The 26,250-nt window shown below is 53.5% G+C and carries 26 protein-coding genes; 9 read left to right on the forward strand and 17 right to left on the reverse strand.

Annotated features, from left to right (window positions below):
* Positions 1-6: 6 nt before the first annotated feature.
* From AB6731_RS16700 to sspA, 4 genes are all read right to left on the reverse strand, one after another.
* Positions 7-711: a fimbria/pilus chaperone family protein gene (locus AB6731_RS16700; RefSeq protein WP_371006578.1), complete on the reverse strand. Its 705-nt coding sequence runs from the start codon at positions 709-711 to the stop codon at positions 7-9.
* A 120-nt stretch (positions 712-831) separates the two neighbouring features.
* Positions 832-1,515: a DUF1120 domain-containing protein gene (locus tag AB6731_RS16705; protein ID WP_020883513.1), complete on the reverse strand. Its 684-nt coding sequence runs from the start codon at positions 1,513-1,515 to the stop codon at positions 832-834.
* 379 nt (positions 1,516-1,894) lie between these two features.
* Entirely contained in the window at positions 1,895-2,386 is a 492-nt protein-coding gene (gene sspB, locus AB6731_RS16710; protein ID WP_025202910.1) for a ClpXP protease specificity-enhancing factor, read from the reverse strand.
* Positions 2,387-2,391: 5 nt separating this feature from the next.
* The gene (gene sspA, locus AB6731_RS16715) at positions 2,392-3,030 is read right to left on the reverse strand and encodes a stringent starvation protein SspA (RefSeq protein ID WP_014071978.1); all 639 of its coding nucleotides are present in this window, start codon (positions 3,028-3,030) and stop codon (positions 2,392-2,394) included.
* Here sspA and AB6731_RS16720 point away from each other — a divergent pair.
* Positions 3,029-3,331 carry a hypothetical protein gene (locus AB6731_RS16720; RefSeq protein WP_136342246.1) on the forward strand — a complete coding sequence of 101 codons (303 nt, stop codon included), beginning with the start codon at positions 3,029-3,031 and terminating at the stop codon, positions 3,329-3,331. The genes sspA and AB6731_RS16720 overlap by 2 nt on opposite strands.
* An 11-nt stretch (positions 3,332-3,342) precedes the next feature.
* Here AB6731_RS16720 and rpsI read toward each other — a convergent pair whose 3' ends face one another.
* From rpsI to zapE, 3 genes are all read right to left on the reverse strand, one after another.
* Entirely contained in the window at positions 3,343-3,735 is a 393-nt protein-coding gene (gene rpsI / locus AB6731_RS16725) for a 30S ribosomal protein S9 (protein WP_003860436.1), read from the reverse strand.
* A gap of 15 nt (positions 3,736-3,750) precedes the next feature.
* On the reverse strand, positions 3,751-4,179 hold the full coding sequence (gene rplM / locus AB6731_RS16730; protein ID WP_003860434.1) for a 50S ribosomal protein L13: 429 nt from the start codon (positions 4,177-4,179) through the stop codon (positions 3,751-3,753).
* Between the two features lie 289 nt (positions 4,180-4,468).
* Positions 4,469-5,593 carry a cell division protein ZapE gene (gene zapE / locus AB6731_RS16735; protein WP_040018734.1) on the reverse strand — a complete coding sequence of 375 codons (1,125 nt, stop codon included), beginning with the start codon at positions 5,591-5,593 and terminating at the stop codon, positions 4,469-4,471.
* 189 nt (positions 5,594-5,782) lie between these two features.
* Between zapE and zapG the strand changes: the two genes are divergently transcribed.
* From zapG to degS, 3 genes are all read left to right on the forward strand, one after another.
* The gene (gene zapG / locus AB6731_RS16740; protein ID WP_014171843.1) at positions 5,783-6,181 is read left to right on the forward strand and encodes a Z-ring associated protein ZapG; all 399 of its coding nucleotides are present in this window, start codon (positions 5,783-5,785) and stop codon (positions 6,179-6,181) included.
* 169 nt (positions 6,182-6,350) lie between these two features.
* The gene (degQ, locus tag AB6731_RS16745) at positions 6,351-7,718 is read left to right on the forward strand and encodes a serine endoprotease DegQ (RefSeq protein WP_014171844.1); all 1,368 of its coding nucleotides are present in this window, start codon (positions 6,351-6,353) and stop codon (positions 7,716-7,718) included.
* A 92-nt stretch (positions 7,719-7,810) separates the two neighbouring features.
* Positions 7,811-8,878, forward strand: coding sequence for an outer membrane-stress sensor serine endopeptidase DegS (gene degS / locus AB6731_RS16750; protein WP_014171845.1), 1,068 nt, complete (start codon positions 7,811-7,813; stop codon positions 8,876-8,878).
* A 79-nt stretch (positions 8,879-8,957) separates the two neighbouring features.
* Here degS and mdh read toward each other — a convergent pair whose 3' ends face one another.
* On the reverse strand, positions 8,958-9,896 hold the full coding sequence (mdh, locus tag AB6731_RS16755; protein ID WP_014171846.1) for a malate dehydrogenase: 939 nt from the start codon (positions 9,894-9,896) through the stop codon (positions 8,958-8,960).
* A 397-nt stretch (positions 9,897-10,293) separates the two neighbouring features.
* Between mdh and argR the strand changes: the two genes are divergently transcribed.
* The 3 genes from argR (at position 10,294) to yhcN (AB6731_RS16770) (ending at position 11,782) form a co-directional block, all read left to right on the forward strand.
* Entirely contained in the window at positions 10,294-10,764 is a 471-nt protein-coding gene (gene argR / locus AB6731_RS16760; RefSeq protein WP_014171847.1) for a transcriptional regulator ArgR, read from the forward strand.
* Positions 10,765-11,141: 377 nt separating this feature from the next.
* The gene (yhcN, locus tag AB6731_RS16765; protein ID WP_014171848.1) at positions 11,142-11,405 is read left to right on the forward strand and encodes a peroxide/acid stress response protein YhcN; all 264 of its coding nucleotides are present in this window, start codon (positions 11,142-11,144) and stop codon (positions 11,403-11,405) included.
* Between the two features lie 110 nt (positions 11,406-11,515).
* Positions 11,516-11,782 (forward strand): peroxide/acid stress response protein YhcN, encoded by a 267-nt coding sequence (gene yhcN / locus AB6731_RS16770; RefSeq protein ID WP_014171849.1) that lies wholly within the window; start codon positions 11,516-11,518, stop codon positions 11,780-11,782.
* 67 nt (positions 11,783-11,849) lie between these two features.
* Here the strand turns inward: yhcN (AB6731_RS16770) and AB6731_RS16775 are convergent, their stop codons facing one another.
* From AB6731_RS16775 to aaeX, 5 genes are all read right to left on the reverse strand, one after another.
* Positions 11,850-12,122: a barstar family protein gene (locus AB6731_RS16775; protein WP_014171850.1), complete on the reverse strand. Its 273-nt coding sequence runs from the start codon at positions 12,120-12,122 to the stop codon at positions 11,850-11,852.
* A gap of 45 nt (positions 12,123-12,167) precedes the next feature.
* A complete protein-coding gene (locus tag AB6731_RS16780) occupies positions 12,168-13,622 on the reverse strand; it encodes an NAD-dependent succinate-semialdehyde dehydrogenase (RefSeq protein WP_025202906.1) in 1,455 nt (484 codons plus the stop codon).
* An 89-nt stretch (positions 13,623-13,711) separates the two neighbouring features.
* Entirely contained in the window at positions 13,712-15,679 is a 1,968-nt protein-coding gene (aaeB, locus tag AB6731_RS16785) for a p-hydroxybenzoic acid efflux pump subunit AaeB (protein ID WP_014171852.1), read from the reverse strand.
* Positions 15,680-15,684: 5 nt separating this feature from the next.
* On the reverse strand, positions 15,685-16,617 hold the full coding sequence (gene aaeA, locus AB6731_RS16790; RefSeq protein WP_020883509.1) for a p-hydroxybenzoic acid efflux pump subunit AaeA: 933 nt from the start codon (positions 16,615-16,617) through the stop codon (positions 15,685-15,687).
* Positions 16,618-16,624: 7 nt separating this feature from the next.
* Positions 16,625-16,828: a p-hydroxybenzoic acid efflux pump operon protein AaeX gene (aaeX, locus tag AB6731_RS16795; RefSeq protein ID WP_003860416.1), complete on the reverse strand. Its 204-nt coding sequence runs from the start codon at positions 16,826-16,828 to the stop codon at positions 16,625-16,627.
* Positions 16,829-17,007: 179 nt separating this feature from the next.
* Here aaeX and aaeR point away from each other — a divergent pair, with 179 nt between their 5' ends.
* Both aaeR and AB6731_RS16805 read left to right on the forward strand, forming a co-directional pair.
* Positions 17,008-17,934, forward strand: a complete 927-nt coding sequence (gene aaeR / locus AB6731_RS16800) for an HTH-type transcriptional activator AaeR (protein ID WP_014171854.1) — start codon at positions 17,008-17,010, stop codon at positions 17,932-17,934.
* A gap of 218 nt (positions 17,935-18,152) precedes the next feature.
* On the forward strand, positions 18,153-18,767 hold the full coding sequence (locus AB6731_RS16805) for a YagU family protein (protein WP_049021930.1): 615 nt from the start codon (positions 18,153-18,155) through the stop codon (positions 18,765-18,767).
* Positions 18,768-18,818: 51 nt separating this feature from the next.
* Here AB6731_RS16805 and tldD read toward each other — a convergent pair whose 3' ends face one another.
* The 4 genes from tldD to AB6731_RS16825 form a co-directional block, all read right to left on the reverse strand.
* Positions 18,819-20,264 (reverse strand): metalloprotease TldD, encoded by a 1,446-nt coding sequence (tldD, locus tag AB6731_RS16810; protein WP_014171856.1) that lies wholly within the window; start codon positions 20,262-20,264, stop codon positions 18,819-18,821.
* Positions 20,265-20,348: 84 nt separating this feature from the next.
* Complete coding sequence (yhdP, locus tag AB6731_RS16815) at positions 20,349-24,149, reverse strand: AsmA2 domain-containing protein YhdP (protein ID WP_049021931.1); 3,801 nt, start codon at positions 24,147-24,149, stop codon at positions 20,349-20,351.
* A gap of 42 nt (positions 24,150-24,191) precedes the next feature.
* The gene (rng, locus tag AB6731_RS16820; protein ID WP_014885432.1) at positions 24,192-25,661 is read right to left on the reverse strand and encodes a ribonuclease G; all 1,470 of its coding nucleotides are present in this window, start codon (positions 25,659-25,661) and stop codon (positions 24,192-24,194) included.
* Positions 25,651-26,244, reverse strand: a complete 594-nt coding sequence (locus AB6731_RS16825) for a nucleoside triphosphate pyrophosphatase (RefSeq protein ID WP_014171859.1) — start codon at positions 26,242-26,244, stop codon at positions 25,651-25,653. Before AB6731_RS16825 ends, rng begins: the two co-directional genes overlap by 11 nt.
* Positions 26,245-26,250 lie beyond the last annotated feature (6 nt).

Below are 26,250 nucleotides of genomic sequence, written 5' to 3' on the forward strand. Positions count from 1 at the left end.
CCTATTTTATTTATTTAATTCCGACGTAAAGCTCGGGACCTCAACGCCATAACGGCTGGCCGGGAAAAACTTAACGCTGCTGTCACCACTGACTTTCTTACTCATATCAGCCGTTAGCGTTTCGCCAGGAAGAATGTAGGTTTTGGACAGAGAGGCACTCATCCCTGAAGGCAGCAGCATCACGTTCTGCCCAAGACGGACCACATATTTGCTGGGATTGTTCACGGTGACGGACGTGCCGTTTGAGGACCACTTCAGGAACTTCCAGGCATCAGTGACCACTCCCAGGGATGCCGGACGAATAAGCACGGGGATATCCTGGCGAATGTTAATGCCGATCTTTATTTTTTTATCATCGTTTTTAGGCGGAATACCGTCGAATGTGACGCGTTTATAATGCTCTACATCCAATGGCTGTTTGTTCTGAAGAATAAAGCGCAGCTGCTGCGTCTGACCTGGCTCAAGACGTACCACCGGCTGCGTTGCAATAAGCTTAAGACCGGTATCGTCCGGCAGGTCAACAACATTCGTATATAAAAGTGAAGGATGCGAATCGGTATTCTTGACGTTAATGGTTCCACTGTGCGTTGCTTCATCAATGATTAACAGACTGGTTTCAGGCACCATGCCTTCTGCATGTACAGCAACACTGGCAGATAATAACGCGGCAGTAATAAGCGTGTTAAATAAAGTGGATTTTAAACAATGCATAATAATATCTCCTTGAAAGCAACAACAGAACAGTCCATGTTTATCGCGCCGTTAAAAAGAGAGTAAATGCAGCGCATTTACTCTCCGGTTAATTAAATTACGTTTACTCGATTAAAAGTCTTACAGATAACGCAGGCTGATAGTCACCTGACCATCAAGCTGGGTGTCATCAGTGATCGCCAGCGTGGTGGTATCCTGGATCGCCAGAGAGGTCACCAGTGGGAAGGTTGCGGTCTGGAACGCCAGTGGAGCCAGGGTGCCAACAGTCGCAACGGTGAAATCACGATAGTTATCGCCCTGAGTTGTACCGTTGGTGCTCTTTGACCAGTTACCGGTAGCATTCTGCTGGTAAATTGGGTCAACTTTAGCGCCGTCAGCCATTACGCTGTCAGTTTTAACGAACAGCGAGTATGTTCCGATGTTCACTGGTGTTGTACCTGTTGTTTTACCTACACCGTAAGTCTGGCTTTCAGACGAATTAGAACCACCACCAAACATGCCATTCTCAACGGTGAGTTTCGCGTTAGAATCAGCGCGATCGTCAATCATATTCCAGGACACTTTTGTTGCTGCGGTGCAGGTAATAGTCAGATCGATGTCTTTCTGGCCCAGCTGGTTAACTGCCGTTGAGCTTAAACCACCCAAACTAACTGTGCCGTAGTCAACCGTTCCGCCGTTGCTTAACTGAGGCGTACAGGCTGAATTAGTCAGCGTACCTTTGACTTTCAGAACGGCAGTCGGGTTAGCCGCAAAAGCGGATGTCACACACAGAGAGAGCGCAGTAGCGAGTAAAACCTTTTTCACTTGTTATTCCTTAACATATGAGTAATTGCAATATTAAATACAGCAGGGATAAATAAATTTACCCCATACTGTTTATCGTCATGCTTGAGAGCATGCGTAGATAATATAATCTTTATAAATACAAGCAATTTAGAAAAATTAATTTATGGATTTAGAATAACGTTATCAATAAGTGATATTTATTTATAAGAGTGTATATAGCTTTAAAACGACATATTATATTCAGCGGAGATATAGCTTGAAATTATCCGAACGGTGGGGGCAAGCAAAAAAGAAGGGATGTATATAATTTACTTTATTAAACGTTTTGACATAAAAAGACATAAAAAAATCCAGCTAGTCTGAATAACTAACTGGATAGTCGATAAAAATGCTTTTACTACTTCACAACGCGCAGTGCCGGACGGCCTCCGCGCGGCGGCGGATCGTCATCAGGATCGTCATTGTGATCGGGCTTGTCACCCTCAATGACCGACATCAGCGTTTCGCTTTCGTTTTCCGAAGCGCCGTTTTCGTCATTCAGGCCGACAACATCCTCGTCATAAGCCGCTTCCGGCTCAAACATAGTGCCTGCACCGTTTTCACGCGCATAAATCGCCAGCACCGCAGCCAGCGGTACAGAAACCTGACGCGGCACACCGCCGAAACGCGCGTTAAAGCGCACTTCGTCGTTGGCCAGTTCAAGGTTACCCACCGCGCGCGGCGCGATGTTCAGTACGATCTGCCCGTCACGTGCATATTCCATAGGAACCTGCACGCCCGGCAACGTCACATCCACAACCAGGTGCGGCGTGAGCTGGTTATCCAGCAGCCATTCATAGAAGGCGCGCAGCAGATACGGACGGCGTGGGGTAAGTTGTGACATTTCCACAGTCATTAGCCTCGGCCGAGACGCATTTCACGTTCCGGTTCAGTTAAAGATGCCAGGAAAGAATCGCGTTCAAATACGCGAGTCATGTAGCCCTTCAGCTCTTTCGCGCCCGGACCGCTGAACTCTACGCCCAGGGTTGGCAGACGCCACAGCAACGGCGCCAGGTAGCAATCTACCAGGCTGAACTCATCGCTCAGGAAGAATGGTTTCTGACCAAACACAGGGGCAATCGCCAGCAGCTCTTCACGCAGTTGCTTGCGTGCAGCGTCTGCTTCAGAAGAGGAACCGTTGACGATAACGTTCATCAGCGTGTACCAGTCTTTTTCGATACGCTGCATGTACAGGCGGCTTTCACCACGTGCAACAGGGTAAACAGGCATCAGTGGTGGATGCGGGAAACGCTCATCCAGATATTCCATAATGATACGGGATTCCCACAGGGTCAGCTCGCGATCCACCAGCGTCGGTACGCTTTGGCTCGGGTTGAGATCGATCAGATCCTGAGGCGGGTTATCCTTTTCCACATGCTCGATCTCAAAACTGACACCCTTCTCGGCCAGCACGATACGAACCTGATGGCTATAAATGTCAGTAGGACCAGAAAACAGCGTCATTACCGAACGTTTGTTGGCAGCGACAGCCATGAAAACCTCCAGGTATATTCAGAATTTTTACTGCTACCAGCCCAAACAGGGCCAGCCAGATGTTGTATCGCCCATCCCAGAGAAAACACATTGTTCAAGAATCGAACAAAAAACGAGTATTCACCGATATTTGGGCAGAAAATTGGATGATAGTTTACCAGATTTTGATGGCTTTGTGGTGAGGGGATTCTGGAAATGTGGAAAAAGAGAAGATATATGCAGTGATGCTGTGGATAACCTGCACATTATCCATAAAAAAAAACCCGCCGAAGCGGGTTTTTCGCCAATCGTTTCTGCGTAAGCAGAAAAGGATTAACGTTTGGAGAACTGTGGACGACGACGTGCTTTACGCAGACCCACTTTCTTACGTTCAACCTGACGAGCGTCACGAGTAACGAAGCCAGCTTTACGCAGTTCAGAACGCAGGGATTCGTCGTACTCCATCAGAGCGCGGGTGATACCGTGACGGATCGCACCTGCCTGACCGGAGATACCACCACCTTTAACGGTGATGTACAGATCCAGTTTTTCTACCATATCAACCAGTTCCAGCGGCTGGCGAACTACCATGCGGGCAGTTTCACGACCGAAGTACTGTTCCAGAGAACGTTGGTTGATTACGATTTTACCACTGCCCGGTTTGATGAACACGCGAGCTGCGGAACTTTTGCGGCGACCAGTGCCGTAGTATTGATTTTCAGCCATTGCCTATAATCCCGATTAGATGTCAAGAACTTGCGGTTGCTGTGCCGCGTGGTTGTGCTCGTTACCTGCGTAAACTTTCAGTTTACGGAACATAGCACGACCCAGCGGGCCTTTTGGCAGCATGCCTTTAACCGCGATTTCAATCACACGCTCAGGACGGCGAGCAATCATCTCTTCAAAGGTCGCTTCTTTGATACCACCGATGTGGCCAGTGTGATGGTAGTACATTTTGTCTGTACGCTTGTTGCCGGTTACAGCAACTTTATCTGCGTTCAGAACGATGATGTAATCACCCGTATCAACGTGCGGAGTGTATTCCGCTTTATGCTTACCGCGCAGGCGACGAGCCAGTTCAGTAGCCAGACGGCCCAGAGTTTTACCGGTCGCGTCAACAACATACCAGTCGCGCTGTACGGTTTCTGGTTTAGCTGTAAAAGTTTTCATTAAAAGCTTACCCAAATAATAAGTTACACGTTGGTGAACACCCAAACGTTTAGTCAGTTGAGGTTCACACGACAAAGTCCGGCAAACCTACCCCTTCGAATAGCTAATGCCGACACATAGAAAGTTTCGGGAAAAAAACCTTCTCGTAACGTGGGGTCGCAAGATTATAGAGAAGTTGAGGTCAAAGATCGACCCTTAAATGTGATTCGAGGCGGGTTTTTCGGGGGTAAGGTTTTTGCGGTCTGCCGCCCTCACCCCCAGCCCCTCTCCCACAGGGAGAAGGTCGCATTTATGGCATATGCTGAAGCTTAAGATACTCCTCGCTTTGCATCTCCTGCAGGCGCGACAGACAGCGCTGGAACTCAAACTTCAGCCGCTCGCCTTTATACACCTCATATAAAGGTACCTCGGCGCTGACCACAAGCTTCACGTGACGTTCATAGAACTCATCGACCAGCGCAATGAAGCGGCGCGCTTCGCTTTCCATCAGCGGCGTCATGACCGGCACGTTGAGCAGCATCACGGTATGGAACAGGCGCGAGAGCGCGATGTAGTCATGCTGGCTGCGGGCATCCACACAGAGCGTTGCAAAGGAGACGGCCAGGGTTTGATTTTCGACACCCAGGGTTTGCAGCGGGCGATGGTTAATCTCGAGCTCAGGGGCATGAGCCCGTTTTGCCCCCGCCAGCGCCAGCCACAGTTTATCCATCTGCTGCGTGGTCTCATCGTTTAAGGGAGAGAGCCACAGATGCGCCTGAGTTAAGGTACGCAGGCGGTAATCCACCCCGGCATCAACATTCATGATGTCGCAGTGCTGTTTGATGGCATCAATAGCGGGCAGGAAACGCGCGCGCTGCAGGCCATTGCGGTAAAGCTCATCCGGCGGGATATTCGAGGTCGCCACCAGCGTTATCCCGCGCGCGAACAGCGCTTTCATCAGGCCACCCAGCAGCATGGCGTCGGTAATATCGGAGACAAAAAACTCGTCAAAACAGAGTACGTCCGTTTCCGCCTTGAACCTGTCGGCCACAATCTCCAGCGGATCGCTTTTGCCCTGCAGTGCCGTCAGCTCTTCGTGAACCCGCAGCATAAAGCGGTGGAAATGCAGACGCTGCTTACGGGTACCCGGCAGGCTCAGATAAAAGAGGTCCATCAGCCAGGTTTTCCCGCGCCCGACGCCGCCCCACATATACAAACCGCGCACCGGCGCATGAGTCTGTGGCTCTTTTTTTCCGAGCAACCGCCCCAGAGCCGCCTTCAACCCACCGCTCTGTTCACCCTCTGCAGGTTTTGCCGTGAGCTCCTGATAAATCGTATCCAGACGATTCACCGCTTCACGCTGAACGTCATCCGGCTGATGTGTACCCTCATTTAGGGCAAGTTGGTATCGCGATGCAGGGGACAGGTTTTGCATAAACGTATTGTTATTCCTTCAAATAATACTCACCAGCAGACGTGACTGATGAAAAAAAGGCCGTTCTACACTACGCGATGATACGTCAGGATTCCACTTCTGCGGAAATAGCGGTTATAGTGGCAATATCAGGCACAGGCAGGAGCCGAGCCAACACCCTACGGAACAACAAGACAACGGGAGAAGTTCATGACCTGGGAATATGCGCTAATCGGTTTAGTCGTCGGCATCGTCATTGGTGCTGTGGCCATGCGTTTCGGTAATCGCAAATTGCGTCAGCAGCAGTCACTGCAGTACGAACTGGAAAAGAACAAAGCCGAACTGGAAGAGTATCGTGAAGAGCTGGTCAGCCACTTTGCCCGTAGCGCCGAGCTGCTGGACAACATGGCGACCGACTATCGTCAGCTCTATCAACATATGGCAAAAAGCTCCAGCAGCCTGCTGCCAGAAATGACCGCGGAATCCAATCCATTCCGTAACCGTCTGGCCGACTCTGAAGCCGGTAACGATCAGGCCCCTGTTCAGATGCCACGCGACTATTCAGATGGCGCGTCTGGCCTGCTGCGCGGCGGTGCAAAACGCGATTAATCGCACAACCTGAATTTATTTTACGGGCGCTGCTATTGCGCCCGTCCTTTCTTCATGACCCCAGCTATTATTGAGTAAGCACTTCATTGTTCAGCGGTTTAAAATTCAATAACATCAACGTGTTTTAGGGCCGTTTTTCCTTTATTCCAGGTTACGAGAGTCAGCATCGATGAAGAAAAAAAACCAGCTGTTGAGCGCTATAGCGTTAAGTGTCGGGTTATCTCTCTCGGCGTCCTTCCCTGCATCTGCCGCCCTGCCTTCCCAGGTACCCGGCCAGGCGGCAATTCCAAGCCTTGCGCCAATGCTGGAAAAAGTTCTGCCTGCGGTAGTGAGCGTGCAGGTAGAAGGCACGGCATTACAAAATCAACGCGTACCTGAAGAACTGAAAAAATATTTTGGCGATGAGTCGCCCGACCAGCAGGCGCAGCCTTTTGAAGGTCTGGGTTCTGGCGTCATTATTGATGCGGCCAAAGGTTATATTCTGACCAACAATCATGTTATCAGTCAGGCCGATAAAATCAGCGTACAGCTGAACGATGGGCGTGAGTTTGAGGCCAAACTGATTGGCGGCGATGACCAGAGCGACATCGCGCTGCTGCAGGTGCAAAACCCGAGCAATTTGACTCAGATTGCCATTGCGGACTCCGATAAACTGCGTGTTGGTGATTTTGCTGTCGCCGTGGGGAATCCGTTTGGTTTAGGGCAAACCGCCACCTCCGGGATAATCTCGGCGCTGGGTCGCAGCGGTCTGAATCTGGAAGGCCTGGAAAACTTTATCCAGACCGACGCCTCAATTAACCGCGGGAACTCCGGCGGGGCATTGCTCAATCTCAACGGCGAGCTGATTGGGATTAACACCGCTATCCTGGCGCCGGGCGGCGGCAGTATCGGCATCGGTTTTGCTATCCCCAGCAATATGGCCAAAACGCTGGCGCAGCAGCTCATTCAGTTCGGTGAGGTCAAACGCGGGCTGTTGGGCATCAAAGGGATGGAGATGAGCGCTGACATCGCGAAAGCGTTCAACATCAATGTGCAGCGCGGTGCGTTTGTCAGTGAAGTGCTGCCAAACTCCGGCTCGGCAAAAGCTGGCGTGAAGTCGGGCGATGTGATTGTCAGCCTGAACGATAAACCGCTGAGCAGCTTTGCGGAACTGCGCTCGCGTATTGCCACCACCGAACCGGGTGCCAAAGTGAAGTTAGGCCTGATTCGTGATGGTAAGCCGCTGGATGTCGAAGTGACGCTTGATAAGAGCACCTCATCCTCTGCCAGCGCGGAGCTTATCGCCCCGGCGCTGCAAGGGGCAACGCTGAGCGATGGGCAGCTGAAAGACGGGACGAAAGGGATTAGCGTCGATACCGTCGAGAAGAGCAGCCCTGCCGCGCAGGCCGGATTGCATCAGGATGATGTGATCATCGGCGTGAACCGCAATCGCGTGCAATCCATCGCAGAACTGCGCAAGGTGCTGGAAAGCAAACCGGCGGTCATTGCCCTGCAGGTTATGCGCGGCAACGAGTCTATCTATATTCTGTTGCGCTAAGCATTTGCGATTCCGGACATCACCGCTGCGTGTGATGTCCGGATAACTCATGTTATGCTGCAAATCGTTCCTTTATTAACGACACGCGCATCATGCTTTTAAAGCTCTTTCGTTCAATTGTCATCGGTTTGATTGTTGCCGGCCTGCTGCTGGTCGTCATGCCGTCTTTACGCCAGTTCAATAAGCTGTCGGCGCCTCAGTTCGACAGTGCGGATGAAACGCCTGCGACCTACAACCAGGCCGTTCGCCGTGCCGCGCCTGCCGTGGTTAACGTTTATAACCGTGGCCTCAATAGCTCAGCCCATAACCAGCTGGAGATCCGCACTCTCGGTTCCGGGGTAATTATGGACGAGCGCGGCTACATCATTACCAACAAACACGTGATTAACGATGCCGACCAGATCATCGTTGCCCTGCAGGATGGCCGCGTGTTTGAGGCCCTGCTGGTGGGCTCGGATAGCCTGACTGACCTGGCTGTTTTGAAGATCAACGCCACGGGCGGTTTACCGGTTATTCCTATCAACCGTAAACGAACCCCTCATATTGGCGACGTCGTGCTGGCTATCGGTAACCCTTATAACCTGGGCCAGACGATCACGCAGGGGATTATCAGCGCCACCGGTCGCATTGGCCTCAACCCGTCGGGACGGCAGAACTTCCTGCAAACCGATGCGTCCATCAACCACGGTAACTCCGGCGGTGCGCTGGTCAACTCGCTGGGCGAACTGATGGGTATCAATACCCTCTCGTTCGATAAGAGCAATGACGGTGAGACGCCGGAAGGGATTGGGTTCGCCATTCCCTTCCAGCTGGCGACCAAGATCATGGATAAGCTGATCCGCGATGGCCGTGTGATCCGCGGTTATATTGGTATTGGCGGTCGTGAAATTGCGCCTATGCATTCGCAGGGCGGCGGTATCGATCAGATTCAGGGCATCGTGGTCAACGAAGTGTCGCCTGGCGGCCCGGCGGCTAACGCGGGAATTCAGGTTAATGATGTCATCGTGTCGGTCAACGGCATACCAGCGGTATCGGCGCTGGAGACCATGGATCAGGTTGCGGAGATCCGTCCTGGCTCTATCATCCCGGTTGAAGTCATGCGTAACGATAAGAAGCTGACGCTGCAGGTGACGATTCAGGAATACCCGGCCACCAACTGACAGGCATAAAAAAACGGAGCGCATTGCTCCGTTTTTTTTGCCGGGCGGCATGACGGCCCGGCCTATGGGGACATCCGTTTTACTTGTTAACGAACTCTTCGCCCAGAGTGATATCTTTCTTCAGCGTATCCAGCATGCCTTCCATCGCGTTCTGTTCAAACGCGCTCAGCTTGCCAATCGGCTGATGTTCTTCGATACCGTTTTTACCCAGCAGCAGCGGCTGAGAGAAGAAACGAGCGTGTTCTCCGTCGCCTTCAACATACGCGCATTCAACAACGCCTTTCTCGCCCTGCAGTGCACGAACCAGTGACAGACCAAAACGTGCCGCCGCCTGACCCATAGACAGGGTTGCAGAACCGCCACCCGCCTTCGCTTCCACCACTTCGGTGCCCGCGTTCTGGATGCGTTTGGTCAGGTCAGCCACTTCCTGCTCGGTGAAGCTAACACCAGGGATCTGCGACAGCAGAGGCAGAATGGTGACACCAGAGTGACCGCCGATAACCGGCACTTCAACTTCTGAAGGCTGTTTGCCTTTCAGTTCAGCCACAAAGGTGTTGGAACGGATGATGTCCAGCGTGGTTACGCCGAACAGTTTGTTCTTATCGTAAACACCGGCTTTTTTCAGCACTTCTGCCGCGATAGCGACCGTGGTGTTCACCGGGTTAGTGATGATACCAATGCACGCTTTCGGGCAGGTTTCAGCAATCTGCTGCACCAGGTTTTTCACAATACCCGCGTTGACGTTGAACAGGTCTGAACGATCCATGCCTGGCTTACGCGCCACGCCAGCGGAGATCAGCACCACGTCCGCGCCCTGCAGGGCAGGACGAGCATCTTCACCGGAGAAGCCTTTGATTTTCACAGCTGTCGGGATGTGGCTCAGGTCAACCGCCACACCTGGGGTTACCGGAGCAATATCGTACAGGGAGAGTTCTGAGCCTGAAGGCAGTTGGGTTTTCAGTAGTAGGGCAAGCGCCTGGCCGATACCACCAGCAGCGCCGAGGACTGCGACTTTCATCCTAAACTCCTTATTATGGTTAACTTAAGTATCTGTAACTCCGTTGCGGCGACCATAATTCAGCAGGTAATTAATTACAATTTTCGTCACTAAATAATTTGAGGTCGCGCGACTTTATCTCTCACCAGAAGGCTATCTGACGACAGACGACAACGAATTAAGAGGGGGTTACAATACACCCTGCCACGCCACCAAAACAACATCATTTTGATAACATTTAATTTACTTTTAAGCTTATTTGCTTGCCGTGACCCAGGCATGTTTTCTGATAACGAAATCTGATAAAATCACTCCCTTTCATAACATTATTTCAGCCTAACCGCTGGCAGATAATTTGCATAAAAATTCATCCACATGCATAATAATGTTGTTTCTTTCGTCATATTCCGGGTGACTTATGCGAAGCTCGTCTAAGCAAGAAGATTTAGTGAAGGCGTTTAAAGCGCTACTCAAAGAAGAGATATTCAGTTCTCAGGGAGAAATTGTTCAGGCTTTACAGGAACAAGGCTTCGATAACATCAACCAGTCGAAAGTCTCCCGCATGTTAACCAAATTTGGTGCGGTACGTACGCGTAACGCCAAAATGGAGATGGTCTACTGCCTGCCTGCAGAACTTGGCGTGCCAACCACCTCCAGCCCGTTGAAGAATCTGGTTCTCGATATCGATTACAACGATGCCGTTGTCGTGATCCATACCAGCCCGGGTGCTGCACAGTTGATTGCACGTATGCTGGACTCGCTGGGTAAGCCCAAAGGCATCCTTGGGACGATTGCGGGTGACGATACCATCTTCACTACCCCCGCCAATGGCTTCTCAGTGAAAGATCTCTACGAAGCGATTCTGGACCTGTTCGAGCAGGAACTCTGATTACCCTCCCCGTGGCGTCCTGCTGCGGGGATCATTCTGCTTCTGCCGCGTTTCCCCCTGTTTTATCCCGCCCTTTACTTTAACAAATAGTGCTTTTTACCGCCCATTAACATTCACTTGGTGAATGATAAATCAAAAAATCGCACAAAAAATCAAAAGCTAATATCCATATGATTTTCTTAGATATACAGCCACAGATTGAACAATAAACGCACAATTTTATGCCATTAGGTTATAAAAAACAGGTTAGTTAATACGTAATAACAACAGAAACAATTAGTCTGGTATTAATTTTTACCGTTATTAGTGTATACTTGATTTTGTGATGAGGGTCACGAAACAAAGACCCCACTAAAAATTCGACGAGGTAAAGAATCATGAAAATCAAAACTACTGTAGCGGCGCTCAGCGTCCTGTCTGTCCTGTCATTCGGTGCTTTCGCCGCTGACGCTATCAATGCCGAGCAGGCACAATCCCGCCAGGCAATCGGTACGGTTTCCGTCGGCGCAATCGGCACGTCTCCAATGGACATGCATGAGATGCTGAACAAAAAAGCGGAAGAACAAGGTGCGTCATCTTATCGCATCATTGAAGCGCGTTCAGGTGACCACTGGCACGCCACCGCTGAGCTGTACAAATAAGTTTTAGTAATAACTGAAGACCAAAATCTCTACTCAACGGCACCAGGCATAAAAATAGCAGTTCAACCCTTCTCGCCGTTGAGCAAAAACCCTATTCAGGAGCAAAAACTATGAAAACCAAATTCATCATCGCAACCCTCGGTCTGGCATCCGTTCTCTCTTTCGGCGCAAGTGCAGCCGTACAGCAAGTGAACGCTGATCAGGCGCAGAATCTGCAGTCTATGGGGAGTGTGTCTGTGACGTCCGTTACCGGCTCTCCAATGGATATCCGTCAGGCACTGGCCGCTAAAGCTGAAAAAGCAGGCGCCAGCAGCTATCGCGTCACCGAGCTGAACCAAGGTGACCACTGGCATGCAACGGCTCAACTGTATAAATAAACCCTCGTCGTATCTCATCATACGACTTGCCCCTGGCCTTCTGGTCAGGGGCTTTTTTATGGCTTGATCAATGGCGCGCGTTGAAGCGTAGCTGCCCTTCCAGCTCTTCTTCCGCTTCATCAAACAGCAAAATGAGTGCGCCAAACCGTCTGCGCAACTTTTCAGGCAGATGGATAAACTCAATTTCCAGCGGTAACGGCAGCAGGCTGCCGGTCACCACGTCCCACAGCGTGTCCAGATTGGTGACGCTTTCCCGTTCAAGATCAAACACCCGGATAAATTCACGATAGAAGTCATCCTGACTGTCGATCTCGTCAAAATCAAAGGTATAGGTTTTCATTGCCAGTCACCCAGTCCAGGCGAGCGGCCTGCGCCGCCCTGATTATTATAATCCCCCAATATGCAGGGTTTTGACTTCCAGATACTCTTCCAGCCCGAGCACGGACCCTTCACGCCCAAGGCCAGACTCTTTTACCCCACCAAACGGCCCCAGCTCTGTGGAGACGGCACATTCGTTAATTCCTATCATCCCGCTTTCGATGGCCTGCGACACGCGGAAGACACGTGCCAGATTTTGGGTATAGAAGTAAGCCGCCAGGCCATATGGCGTGTTGTTGGCACGCTGGATAACCTCATCTTCCGAGGTAAAACGGAAGCAGGCCGCAACCGGGCCAAACGTCTCTTCTTCAGCCAGTTTCATGCCTTCATGGCAATCGCCCAGGACAGTTGGCATCCAGAAATTGCCGCCAAGCGAATGGGGTTTACCGCCCGCCAGAACGGTCGCGCCCCGGGCCACGGCATCTTCAACGTGTTCACGCACCTTATCGACGGCGGAGGATTCGATCAGCGGCCCCACGATGACGCCCTCTTCCAGACCATTCCCGACCTTCAGGGCCTTCACCGCATCGGCAAGCTTATTCACAAATTTGTCGTAGACGGTTTCCTGAATATAGAAACGGTTAACGCTGACGCAGACCTGCCCGGCATTGCGGAATTTATTGGCGATAGCCCCTTTAACGGCAGCCTCAATATCCGCATCTTCAAAGACGATATACGGCGCATTGCCTCCCAGCTCCATCGACACTTTCTTCATGGTTTCTGCGGCGTTACGCACCAGCGTTTTGCCGACAGAAGTCGAGCCGGTAAAGGAGATTTTCCGCACCTCATGGCTCGCCATAATCGCGTCACTGATTTCATGCGTATTCCCGGCTACGGCGTTGAGTACCCCATCCGGTACACCGGCCTGTTTTGCCAGCGTAAGCAGCGCGAAGGCGCTGAGAGGTGTGTTATTTGCCGGTTTGATTACCCCGGTACACCCTGCCGCCAGCGCCGGACCTAATTTACGGGTGAGCATGGCCATCGGGAAGTTCCACGGCGTAATCGCCGCGACCACGCCGATGGGCTCGCGGGTCGCCAGGATGCGGGAACCCGGTTTGATCGGTGGAATAATTTCGCCGTTCGCGCGCTTGGCCTCTTCGGCGAACCACTGGATAAAACTCGCGGCGTATTCCACCTCGCCTTCCGCTTCTTTCAGGGGCTTGCCCTGTTCGGTGGTCATTAAACGCCCGAGCCAGCTTTTGTTCTCAATGATCAGTTCGTACCAGCGGTAGAGAATTGCCGAACGCGCTTTCGCGGTTTTGGCGCGCCATGCCGGGAAGGCTTTGGCCGCCGCGGCAATGGCGTCTTCGGTTTCTGCTTTGCCGGCTTTGGCTACTCTGGCGATGACCTCACCGGTAGCCGGGTTCAGCACATCAAACGTCGTGTCCAGCGTTTTCCATATGCCGTTGACCAGATAACCGGTCTGAAAAAGGTGATTGTCCTGAAGCGCCTGGGTTGTCATGTGTCCTCCCTTCCTGAATGTAAGAGCATGCTGGAATAAGTATAGCCACAAAAAAACCGACGCTTTTGGCGTCGGCTTTTTTACTTCAGTCAGTTATCCGTAAGGGCGTTCTGATAGCGATGCAGCATAAACACCAGCCGTCCTACCGGCTCTGTCACCTGAGGCGGTGCTTCCCAGACTTTCAGCTTCTCCTGGTAGATATCCAGCTCTTCAAGCAGTTGCTTAAAGTAACGACGTCGTTTGTCATCGCTGGAGGCGGAAAGCACGTGGTCGGCCGTCCGACGCAGCTGGCGGTGGAAAGCCGACAGATCGTCATTGATGGGCACGGGGGCATTACGTAAACGCTGGTGCGCGATAATCATGGTCAAGGCCAGACGGAACTTGGCGATGTCACCCGGGAACTTGTTCAGCAGTAAAAACAGCTGCTGATAGAGCGCCGGCAGGTGGTTCTCTTTGCGACGCGCGGTATTGGTGGTCATGGACGACACGGCAGCCGAGACAAACTGATTCAACAGCACGCGGCCCGTCCGTGCCTGAGAGTTATCCCGCACCAGCAGAATGACCATCATCGCCAGGAAACAACCCACCAGCTGACCTAAGGCGCTGTCTAAGAACTGGCTGAAATGGAAGGTCATCGGGTTATCCAACACAATGATGTTAATCGTACTGGCCAGGGCACCCAATGAACCCAGCCGACGTTTTTGCACTTCGATTCCGATAAAGAACGCCATCACCGCGAGGCTAATACAGAGCAGTAACATGCTCTGCTGGGTCGAGGGAATGATCACCAGAAAATAGAACGCGCCAATCGGCAGTGCAGCAATTGTGCCGAACAGGAAATCAATGGCCACCATGCGCGGATTCGGAAGACGCATCGCCAGCGCGGTAACGACGGCGATCATCACCATCGCGCCGCTGCCGGAGGTCCAGCCGGTCCACAGCCAGAACAGCGTGCCGAGCATACAGGCAAGCGTTGTTCGCCAGAAGTTAACCATCGCGTGATGGCGTTCGGCGGATTCTGCCTTGATCACCACTTCACCCTGCAGCACCTCTTCCTCCACCGCGCTGATTTTGGTGTTACTGATCACACCGCGTTTCAGCAACAGGTAGCGCGTCGCGGCCCCGACCCAGGTATAGATCGTCACTGGCGTATCACGATCCCCGGTCCAGGCAATGACCCGGCGCATGCGTTTAAGCTGTTTGTGTACGTCCTGAACGGTTTCCACCGGCTCCGCAAACAGCTCGCGGAAGGTATCGGTTACCGCGTCCGGGCGGGTGTTTTGGATCAGATAGGTTTCACACGCCTGGGTAATCAGCGTTAAGGAGACGGTGTTGATGGCTTTAAGGCGGCGGTTGGCACGTGCCCAGCGCGAAGACTCCATGTTCAGATTGCTGCGCATTCCTTCCAGCGCCGTGGTGCGGCGCACCAGAGCGCTCCAGGCTTTATCCACCTCTTCGCTGTCACCATGCTTAATACAGAGCTGCATCAACTGATACTGGGCAACAATCAGCGCATCCAGTTCACGATCCACTTCCTGCTTAATGGAGCGAGGAGAGAAAAGCAGGTCAGCGACAATCGCACTGACAATACCGATGACAATCTCACTGCAGCGCTCTACGGCAAACTGTGGGGCAAGCAGCGGTTCGCTTTGAATGGTGATGATAATAATCAGCGCGGTATAACCGGCCAGCCCCCAGGCGTAGGAGTTCTCCACTTTCACCAGCGACGAGAGCCAGGTGCAGAAGCCCGCCCAGATACAGCACACCATCAGCATCAGCAGCGGCGTGCGGATCATCAATATAATGATGGTCAGTGCGGCGAAACAGCCGATAAATGTCCCGATGATGCGCAGCATCCCACGGTAGCGGATCGCTCCGGAGTAAGGTTCCCCGCCCGCAGCAAAGGCAGGCCCTGCCGCGACAATCGCCGCCGTCAGTACAGCCCAGCGGGGGGTTTCCAGCTGAAAGTGGAAGCCGACAAACAGCGCCAGCACAATGGCACACGCCAGCTTAACGGCGAAGCGAATGTGCTGGCTGGCGATGGAAAAGATACCCATAACGATTAACCAAACTCGCGCAGGCGATGGGCAATTTTACGGAAGATGGAGTCCTGGCTGGCGTCACGGTCTTTTTCACCGGTGATCACCACCGTCGCTGTGGTCCCGGCAGGCCACAGATTGCCCTGCTGTTCATCCAGATGGATACGCACCGGCACACGCTGGGCCAGACGTACCCATTCCAGGTTGGAATCCACCGTCGCCATCCCTTTAGTATCGTTAGAGCTGCTGGAGTTAGTGACCCCCGCGGCTACGCTGTCGACGGTGCCTTTCAGCACTCGGTTGCTGCCAAGCGGCGTAATTTCAGCCCGGAACCCCGGACGCACGCCTTCCAGTTTGGTCTCTTCCATATAGGCGAGCACGTAGAAGGAGTTCTGTTTAACCAGCGCCACGGCGGTTGAGCCGCGGGTGATAAACTCCCCGGCATAAACATTCAGGTTGGTGATCCAGCCATCGGCTGGTGCGCGGATCACGGTGCGCTCAAGATCGAGCCGGGCAAGATCGCGCGTCGCTTGCGCTTTGGCCAGCTGATGCAGCACGGTTTGCAGGACGTTATTGGACTGGTCAATCTCTTCGCGGGACATCGCCTGAACACCCAGTTGGTTACGGCGACCTGCCTCACGGCGTTTCTCGGAAGCCAGCGCCTGATAATAGGCCACATCCGCTTCGGCTTCTTCTAACGCTTTCTGATAACGAGGCTGGTCGATGGTGAACAGTACCTGATCTTTTTTCACCAGCTGGTTATCGTGGACATTGACCGCAGTGATGAGACCCGCCACGTCGGGGGCGATTGCCACGACATCAGCGCTAAAGCGGGCATCACGCGTCCACGGTGATTCAGTGTAATAGACCCAGGCGCGGAAAATAGCGATGAACGCGAGGATAACGAGCGCCATGGTGATGGCAGTGCGGGAGATTTTTCTTGTTAGCGTTTTCACATCAACCTCAGACAAACATGCGCGATATCAGGTAAAACAGGCAGCAATACAGCGCGGTATTGAACAATGCAGGATGCCAGACAAAATCGTAGATCCCGGTGGGGACCAGCACCTTGCGCACCAGCCAGAAAATCGCCAGTGACAAAAGAAGCTCGAAAAATATCGGTGGGAACGACAAACCGAACACCACGATAACGGGAAACAGACTCATGTTGACCTTGATTAGAGAGAGTGCAGGCTTCAGACTTTTTTAGCGCACGCCACCGCAGGAGAGCAAGAAACGCCGGGCGAGAATGGCGCAGCCGTTATGTAATTAATAATATATTAACGTAACTGTTATGCTGTTATCTATAATATGTGATCTAAATCACTTTTAAGCCAGAGTTAACAATGGAACGTCTAAAACGGATGTCGGTCTTTGCCAAAGTGGTTGAACTTGGCTCTTTTACCGCCGCTGCACGTCAGCTTCAGATGAGCGTCTCTTCCATCAGCCAGACTGTGTCCAAACTGGAAGATGAGCTGCAGGTCAAGCTACTCAACCGTAGCACCCGCAGCATTGGGCTGACGGAAGCGGGTAAGATTTACTATCAGGGTTGTCGCCGCATGCTGCTCGAAGTGCAGGATGTGCACGAACAACTTTACGCCTTCAACAACACGCCTATCGGTACGCTGCGCATCGGTTGTTCTTCAACTATGGCACAAAATGTTCTCGCCGCCATGACCGCTGACATGCTGAAAGAGTACCCGGGATTAACCGTCAATCTGGTCACGGGCATTCCCGCCCCGGACTTGATTGCCGACGGGCTGGACGTGGTGATCCGCGTGGGGGCATTGCAGGACTCCAGCCTCTTCTCCCGGCGGCTGGGCAGTATGCCAATGGTGGTCTGCGCCTCGAAAAGCTATCTGGCTCAGTACGGGGTGCCGGAGAAACCCGCCGATCTCACCAACCACTCCTGGCTGGAGTACAGCGTTCGCCCCGACAATGAATTTGAGCTGATTGCCCCGGAAGGGATTTCCACCAGACTGCTGCCGGAAGGACGGTTCGTCACCAACGATCCGATGACCATCTCGCGCTGGCTGGTGGCCGGCGCCGGGATCGCGTATGTGCCGTTAATGTGGGTGATCAACGAGATCAACAGCGGTGTACTGGAGATCCTCTTCCCGCGCTATCAGTCCGATCCGCGTCCGGTGTACGCGTTGTACACCGAGAAAGACAAACTGCCGCTCAAGGTTCAGGTGTGCATAAACTATCTGACCGAGTATTTTGTGGACGTGGCGGAGTTGTTTCAGGGAATGCGCGAAAGACGAAAGGAATAACCTTTAATTTCCGAAATGTATATTTGTGATGAATATTCCAGGATGATACAGACCGTCATTCAGGAATATTCCTTCACCCCTGCCAGGAATAGCGAATTGACACTGCCGCCATCTGCGCCTTACCTTATAAACAGTCTGACAGTCAGGCTGTTATTAATTTGTTACCGATATGAATAATAAAATGTATTTCTCAGGATGACGTTAAACAAGGAAAAGAAATGAATATATTTGAACAAACACCGCCTTCACGCAGGCGCTATGGACTCGCCGCGTTCATTGGTTTGATTGCAGGGATTGTCTCCGCCTTCGTAAAATGGGGAGCAGAGGTGCCGCTTCCGCCGCGAAGCCCTACCGATTTATTCACCAGCGCATGCGGACCGGAGCAATTAATAAGAGCCGCAGGTCAGATTGATTGTTCCCGCAATTTTTTAAATCCTCCTTATGTATTTTTACGCGACTGGCTGGGCATTGCTGACCCTAACGCCGCGGTTTATTCCTTTGCCGGACATATATTTAACGCGGTCGGTGTAACACATATTATTTTCTCTATCGTCTTTGCTGTAGGGTATTGTGTAGTTGCTGAAGTCTTCCCAAAAATTAAACTCTGGCAAGGTTTACTGGCGGGTGCGTTAGCACAGCTTTTTGTTCACATGATCTCCTTCCCGCTGATGGGGCTGACACCCCCGCTGTTCGAACTGCCCTGGTACGAACACGTCTCAGAGATCGTGGGGCATTTGATCTGGTTCTGGTCGATTGAAATCATTCGTCGTGACCTACGCAACCGCATCACGCACGAGCCCGACCCGGAGATCCCGCTGGGTAACGCACGTTAAAAAAAATGGCGCGACTTTTACAGTCGCGCCATTTTTTCAGATTGATTCAGGTCAGGCGGTGCCGCCCACCGTCAGGTTATCCACTTTCAGCGTTGGCTGACCGACGCCAACCGGCAGGCTCTGGCCCTCTTTACCGCAAACACCAACGCCGTTATCCAGCTTCAGATCGTTACCGACCATGGAGATTTGCTGCATGGCTTCAATACCGGAGCCAATCAGGGTCGCCCCCTTCACCGCTTTGGTCACTTTGCCTTTCTCAATCAGATACGCTTCTGAAGTGGAGAAGACGAACTTACCGGAGGTGATATCTACCTGACCGCCACCAAAGTTTGGCGCGAAGATGCCGTAATCAACGGACTCGATGATCTCCTGCGGTGTGGATTTACCCGGCAACATGTAAGTGTTCGTCATACGCGGCATCGGCAGATGCGCGTAGGATTCACGACGGCCGTTGCCCGTTGGCGCAACGCCCATCAGACGCGCGTTGAGTTTGTCCTGCATGTAGCCTTTCAGGACGCCATTTTCGATCAGCACGTTGTACTGCCCGGGCGTACCTTCATCGTCGATTGAAATCGAGCCACGGCGATCCTGCATCGTGCCGTCATCAACCACGGTACAGAGTTCAGAAGAGACGCGTTGTCCCATCTGGCCGCTGAATACGGAGGTGCCGCGACGGTTAAAATCGCCTTCCAGACCGTGGCCCACCGCTTCGTGCAGCAGCACGCCAGGCCAGCCTGCGCCGAGTACCACCGGCAATGTACCGGCGGGTGCCGCCACGGCAGACAGGTTCACCAGCGCCATGCGCACGGCCTCTTTTGCCCACGCGTCAGCGCGTGCTTCACCGTCAACATCGCCCAGGAACCAGTCATAACCAAAACGACCGCCGCCACCGCTTGAACCGCGCTCACGCTTACCGTCGTCTTCAACCTGCACGCTGACAGAAAGACGTACCAGCGGACGCACATCCGCTGCCAGCGTGCCGTCTGTCGCCGCGACCAGGATCAGTTCATAGACACCGCTCAGGCTGGCAGAGACTTCCTGCACGCGTTTATCCGCAGCGCGCGCGACTTTATCCACGCGACGCAGGATGTCCAGTTTCTCTTCACGGCTCATGCTCTGCAGGGGATCGATACTGGTATAGAGTGCGGAGTGCTGCACTTCACCCAGCGTCTTCACGCGACCGTCACCGGTTTCGCGAACGATAGTCCGCGCGGCCAGCGCGCTCTGCTCCAGTGCGGCCAGGCTAATCTGGTCGGCATAAGCAAAACCGGTTTTCTCGCCGCTGACGGCACGTACACCGACACCCTGGTCAATGTTATAAGAGCCATCTTTAATGATGCTGTCTTCTAAAACCCAGGATTCGTGATAGCTCGACTGGAAATAGAGATCGCCGTAGTCGAGACGGCGTTCGGTCAGTTGACCAAGAATGGAGAACAGGTCCTGATGGCTCAGGCCGTTCGCTGCGAGCAAATGTTCACTTACCAGGTTCAGACTCATCGTATTGCTACTCGTTCGTTGCCGCCCGTGGCGGTATATAAATCGTATTTATTGAGAGTGAGGCAATTACCTGCCCACGTCAAATCATTGCTGTGCATCTTTGCGCGGCTGGCGCAGCACTTCATTAATCTGCGGTTTATCCACCGGCCCGGTGATGCGATAGCGCAGAATAGAGACTTTGCTCCACAGCGGCCCCAGCACTTTACTGGCGGCAAACACCGCCGCACCGACAATCGGGTTCACCACAAAAGCCGCCGCCACGCCGACGGTGGCAGAAATTTCAGGTGCCACCACCGCTTCCATATCCAGTTCGCGGCGCACGAGGTTGACCGAGCCTTTCATCGCAATATCCGCTTCCAGGCCGTCCACCAGCGTATCGTCGGTATGCAGCACCCCGTCTTTGATCCATGCCGTACTGCGGATAGAGTCGTAATAGAAACCTTCGCTGAAGGTATCGCTAAAGTCGAAACGCAGCTTACGCAGCAGGGCATCAAAGCTCAACAGACGCAGTATCTGGCCCGCATGCCCGGTACTCACATCGGCAATCTCACCCTTGCCAAAGCGGGTTTTCAGAATGCCGTTCAGCGAGGCTTCATCCGGCGTCCACGGTGCCGCTCGCCAGTGGAGATCGTAATTCACGTCAAATGATGACCCCCGCAGCGGCGTGCTGATGCCAAAGAAGTTAGCCACGGAATCCAGTTTATTGCCCTTGATGTCGCCCTTCAAAGAGGTTCGCTGCTCGCCCGGGTTATTAACCCACTCCCCGGCGGCCCTCAGACGGCCAAAGCCGGTGTCGATAAGCCCGCCCGCAAGGCTCAGCGTATTCCCCTTAATGGCGAAATCGCCGTCAATACGGCCATACTTTTGACCCCAAAGCCAGCACTCAGCACAGCGTAGCTGGAGATCGGGCCAGCCGCTGAAGTCGATACGGGTTGGGTTATTCAACGGCGCCGTATTTGACGGACGATCTTTTCCGCTCGCGGTGGCCGGGTTGTAGTAAAGATAGCGAATCGCCGCCTGCCACGGCGCGTTGTCGCGCATGGTCAGCGTGCCATTGATCTCGCGGCCCTGGGCTTCGACTTTTGACCCGTTCGCCGTCGGCTGCGAAACAATGCTCAGGTTATTCCACTGCTGTCCACCCAGCATCAGCGACGGCGTACGAACAGTAATGCTCTGCGGGAACTGGGCAGCCTCATCAACGTTTTGGCCCACGCCCTTCTGGAACAGGGCCAGCCACTCGGCCCCGTCCATTGGTGGCAGATTAAGCTCAATGCCGGTGTGATCGGGCAGCGGCGGCGTGGTGCGGCTGTCCGTCGTCCAGATGGCTCTGTCGAGCGTGAGCTTACGGTTAAGCAGCCAGCGGCTGTTGAAATGGTTTTTCTCACCCGCACTGCCGGTCAGCGCGAAGCTGTTAAGATTGCCATCGACGTTAACCTTTATTGGCAGCGGTTGACCGGACGATTTATCCAGCGGTGCAGGCAACTGGCTCTGAATGTTTTTCAGATCGCCAGTGATATCAACTTTATAGCGCGCACCGGCGTGATAAGGCAGTTCAATTGCCACCTTGCCATTCCAGGAGACTGCACCGTTAACGGACTCCTCAATCGGCTTTGGCAGAACATCCATGCGCGATGGCTGCCAGTTGCCGTCCAGGTTGACGGCTACCTGATAAGCTTTCTCGCCCTCGGTGGTCGAGAAATCAATATTCACAGGCTGATTAAACCAGCTGGCCGTGAGCGGCTCGCTCTTCAGGTTACCGTTCTCAAAGCTAAACTGCCCGCTGAGGTTCTTCAGGGTGCTTTCAAGCGGCTTAATATACAGGCTGTTGTTATTGAGACGGACGTCGCCTTTGGCGGTGGTCATTTCACCGTCGAGCGGGATATCAAGATGTAAGCGAGCACTCACATCGCCATCCAGCTGCAGCTGCTGAAGGGTGGCTGCCAGTGACTCTTTCAGCGGCGTGTCTTCAAAATAGGGGCCGACCGCTTTCCCGGGGCCGTTAATGTCGGCATCGATCAAAAGCTTCTCTTTTGAGTAATCCGGAATGTTTGCCGTCAGGTTACTGGCCGTTACGCCGCCCAGCGCCACGTTGTCTGCCTTCATCCATAATCCGTCATTGATAAAATTAAGTTCAATGTCGAGATTTTTCAGCGCAGGCCAGCCCGGCTGGAAGGCAAAGGTGGCGTTGTGCAGCGGCACCAGCACCTGGAATTGACCTTCATTGTGCTTGTACGGGAAAAGATGCGGATTACCGCCGTAGACCAGGGTGGCATTATCCGCCTGGCCGCCCTGGATCGCGCCGCTCAGATAGTCCACCAGCGCTTTGCCCATCAGGTTCTCGGGGAAGTAGCGCCAGGCCTGAGAACCGTCGTTAGTGCTGATCCCGGCCAGAATACCCAGCCACGGCTCTTCACCTTCAGGCTGCAGATAGCGGAAATCGCCACGCGCATGCACCGCTTTGGCTTTCACATCGATATGGCGCCCATCCAGCTGGAAGCCTTTATCGTTACGCAACCAGTTGAGCACCGCATTGCCTTGTTCAATTTCCAGCGGCGCACGGAAGACCGTTTCGTAAGGCATTCTGGCATCATGCATATCGACCGTTAACCTGCCGTTCTCAACGCTCCCTTCCAGCTTACCGCTGAAGTTTTCCGCCCCCGGTAACATCTTCCACTGCTTCCAGGCCAGACCTTTCCATGCGGCCTGAAAACGGGTCTTTTCCGTGGCCTGAAGCGGGATATCCAGCGCCAGCGAATCTATCTTTCCGCTTGGCTGCGTTGCCAGCCAGATCTCCCCCAGATCCGGAGAGAGCTTGGCGGCCATCGAGCGCAGACCTTCTATTGCGGCCAGATCAAGGTTGCTGGCGCGAATACGCAGCTCGTCACTGCGTTTGCTGGTCGCCCCACCGACATCCTGTTCCGGCATCCAGGCCAGCGTCAGAGCCCCGCGCGGCCAGGGTTTGTTATCCATGGTGATGCGTGTGTCCGGAATGGCAAACTGCCAGCCCTCTTTCTCTTTCGTCACGTGCGCGGTGAGGTTATCGACCGAAAGTTGATGCTGCTGTTTTTCGCCCTTCCAGCTTGCGCCCCCCTGCTTAAGCCAGATATCGCCGCTGGCAAATACCCCTTTCGTCAGGGTCATCCAGCCTTCAAGGCTAAAACGGGCGGTTTCCAGCTGCATATTTTGCTGTAACCAGTCGCCGAGCCACGGCTTAACATCCACGTCGTCGGCCTGCAGCCATACCTTGCCGTTATTTAACAAACCGTCGTCGTCGCGCAGATCCATACGAACCTGCATCACGCCGTGCTGGCCGTTCAGGCTGGAGAGATTCACCTGTCCTTCCGCGCGATGGCGTTCTTTGCCGTTGAGCCAGGTCAGCTGTGGGATCGCCAGTTCAGCGCGCTGTCCGGAGAGGGTAATAAAGCTCACTTCGCTGTCGCGCAGATCGAAATGATCGAACTGACGCAGGAAGAGATCGCTGAAGCGGTTGGTTTCAAGGCTCTGATTGCTATCGCCGCCGGACAGCGGGGTATTGGTCAGAAACTGAAGCTGATAAAAGGTGAGATCGCGGAACTGCCAGCGAAAATGGAGCAGGCTTTGCCAGACATCCAGCGCCAGGGTGACGCGTTTGATTTTCAGATAGCCGCCATCTTTCAGGCTGGCATTGATATCCCGGACATCAAGCGTCGGACCAAAATTCTGCCAGCTGGCGCTTATCTGGCTCACGTCCACCGGGACACCGGTGGTGGATTCGATTTTTGCCAGCAGCTGCGGACGCCAGCTGTCCAGATGCGGTAAAACGAGGCGCAGCCCGCTCACGAGCAACGCGACAATCACGACCAGCGTTGCCCCTGTAAGCAATAAAATCCCCGGCAATCGCCTCACTCATCTCTCCTTGTCAGCTTTGGTCACGCGGCGTACCGCGTCTTACATCATCACGACGTCAAACTGCTCCTGGTTATAGAGCGGTTCGATTTGAACTTTTACCTGTTTGCCGACAAAGATTTCCACTTCCGCCAGCGCGTGCGACTCTTCGCCTTTCAGCGCTTCAGCCACCGCAGGGGAAGCATAGACCAGAAAACGATCGGAGTCGTAGGCATGATGAACGCGAACGATTTCACGCATGATCTCGTAGCAGACGGTCTCAACCGTCTTTACTGTGCCACGTCCGTGGCAGGTTGGGCATTCATTGCACAGCACATGCTCCACGCTTTCGCGGGTACGCTTACGCGTCATTTCCACCAGCCCCAGCTGTGAGAAGCCGTTGATGCTGGTTTTCACGCGATCTTTACTCAGCGCCTGCTCCAGCGAGTGCAGCACACGACGGCGATGGTCTTCATTACTCATATCGATAAAGTCGATGATGATAATGCCGCCCAGATTGCGCAGGCGAAGCTGGCGGGCGATGGCCTGCGTGGCTTCGATGTTGGTATTAAAGATGGTGTCATCCAGGTTGCGATGGCCGACAAACGCGCCGGTGTTGATATCCACCGTCGTCATCGCTTCGGTCTGATCGATGATCAGATAGCCGCCGGACTTCAGTTCAACCTTGCGTTCCAGCGCTCGCTGGATCTCATTTTCGACGTCATAGAGATCGAAGATAGGCTGACGCCCCGTGTAATGCTCCAGCAGGCCAGGCATTTCGGGAATGTATTCGGCGGTAAATTCCAGCAGTGCTTCATAGGTCAGGCGGGAATCCACGCGAATTCTGTCGAGCTGTGCATCGGCAAAATCACGCAGGACGCGCTGAGCAAGCGCCAGTTCGCCGTAAAGCTGGTAGCGGGTCTGGTTGCGTTTTTTACGCTCCATGACTTTGGTCCAGACGCGCTTGAGGTAGGCCGCATCAGACGCCAGATCGTCTTCACTGATCCCTTCTGCGGCGGTACGGATGATAAACCCGCCCTGTTCATCGCAGTAAGCGCTGACCACTTTTTTAAGACGCTCGCGCTCGCTTTCGCTTTCAATGCGCTGCGAAACGCCCACGTGGGACGCGCCAGGCATGAAGACCAGATAGCGGGAAGGCAAGGTAATGTCGGTAGTCAGACGGGCGCCTTTCGTGCCCAGCGGATCTTTGACAACCTGCACCATCAGATCCTGGCCCTGACGCACCAGTTCGGAGATATCGCGCACGGCAAACTGCTTTTGCTCTTCGCCCGCGACGCACTCGGTATGCGGCATAATGTCGGAGGCATGTAAAAATGCCGCCTTATCCAGTCCAATATCTACAAAAGCCGCCTGCATACCCGGTAGTACACGACTGACACGACCTTTGTAGATATTGCCTACTATTCCGCGCCGCGCTTCACGCTCAATATGAATTTCCTGAAGAATGCCACCATCAATATAGGCCACACGGGTTTCCGATGGCGTTACGTTTACCAACAATTCAGCCGTCATAATTATCCCTTCCCTCACGCAGTGAGTTAAAATTGCTCAGCAACTCATACGTTTCCACCAGCGGTAAGCCGACTACGGCGTGATAGCTGCCATTAATCTTCCTGACAAAACAGCCACCCAGCCCCTGAATACCGTATGCACCTGCCTTATCCATCGGTTCACCGCTGGTGATATAAGCGGCGATCTCGTCGTCGGTAAGCACTCTGAATGTCACGTCCGTCACCACCAGGCAATCCAGCACGTGCTGGCTGTCCGCCAGCGCGACGGCGGTCATTACCTGATGTGTTTGTCCGGACATTTTGCGCAGCATGCGCGCCGCATGTTCAGCGTCGTGCGGTTTCTCAAGCACTTCACCGTTAAGAATAACGATGGTATCTGCCCCCAGCACCGGCAAGTCACGCGGCGTTTGCGCCACGCCTGCCTGCGCTTTCTCACGCGCCAGTCGAGAAACGTACTGCTGGGCACTTTCGCCTTCAGCGCGTTTCTCTTCGATGCCCGTAACGATGCGTTCAAAGGAGACGCCCAGCTGAGTGAGCAACTCCTGACGACGCGGAGAACCAGAAGCAAGATATAGAGACGTCATAGAAAC

Source organism: Enterobacter sp. RCC_40, assembly GCF_041360735.1.
GTDB lineage: Bacteria > Pseudomonadota > Gammaproteobacteria > Enterobacterales > Enterobacteriaceae > Enterobacter > Enterobacter ludwigii.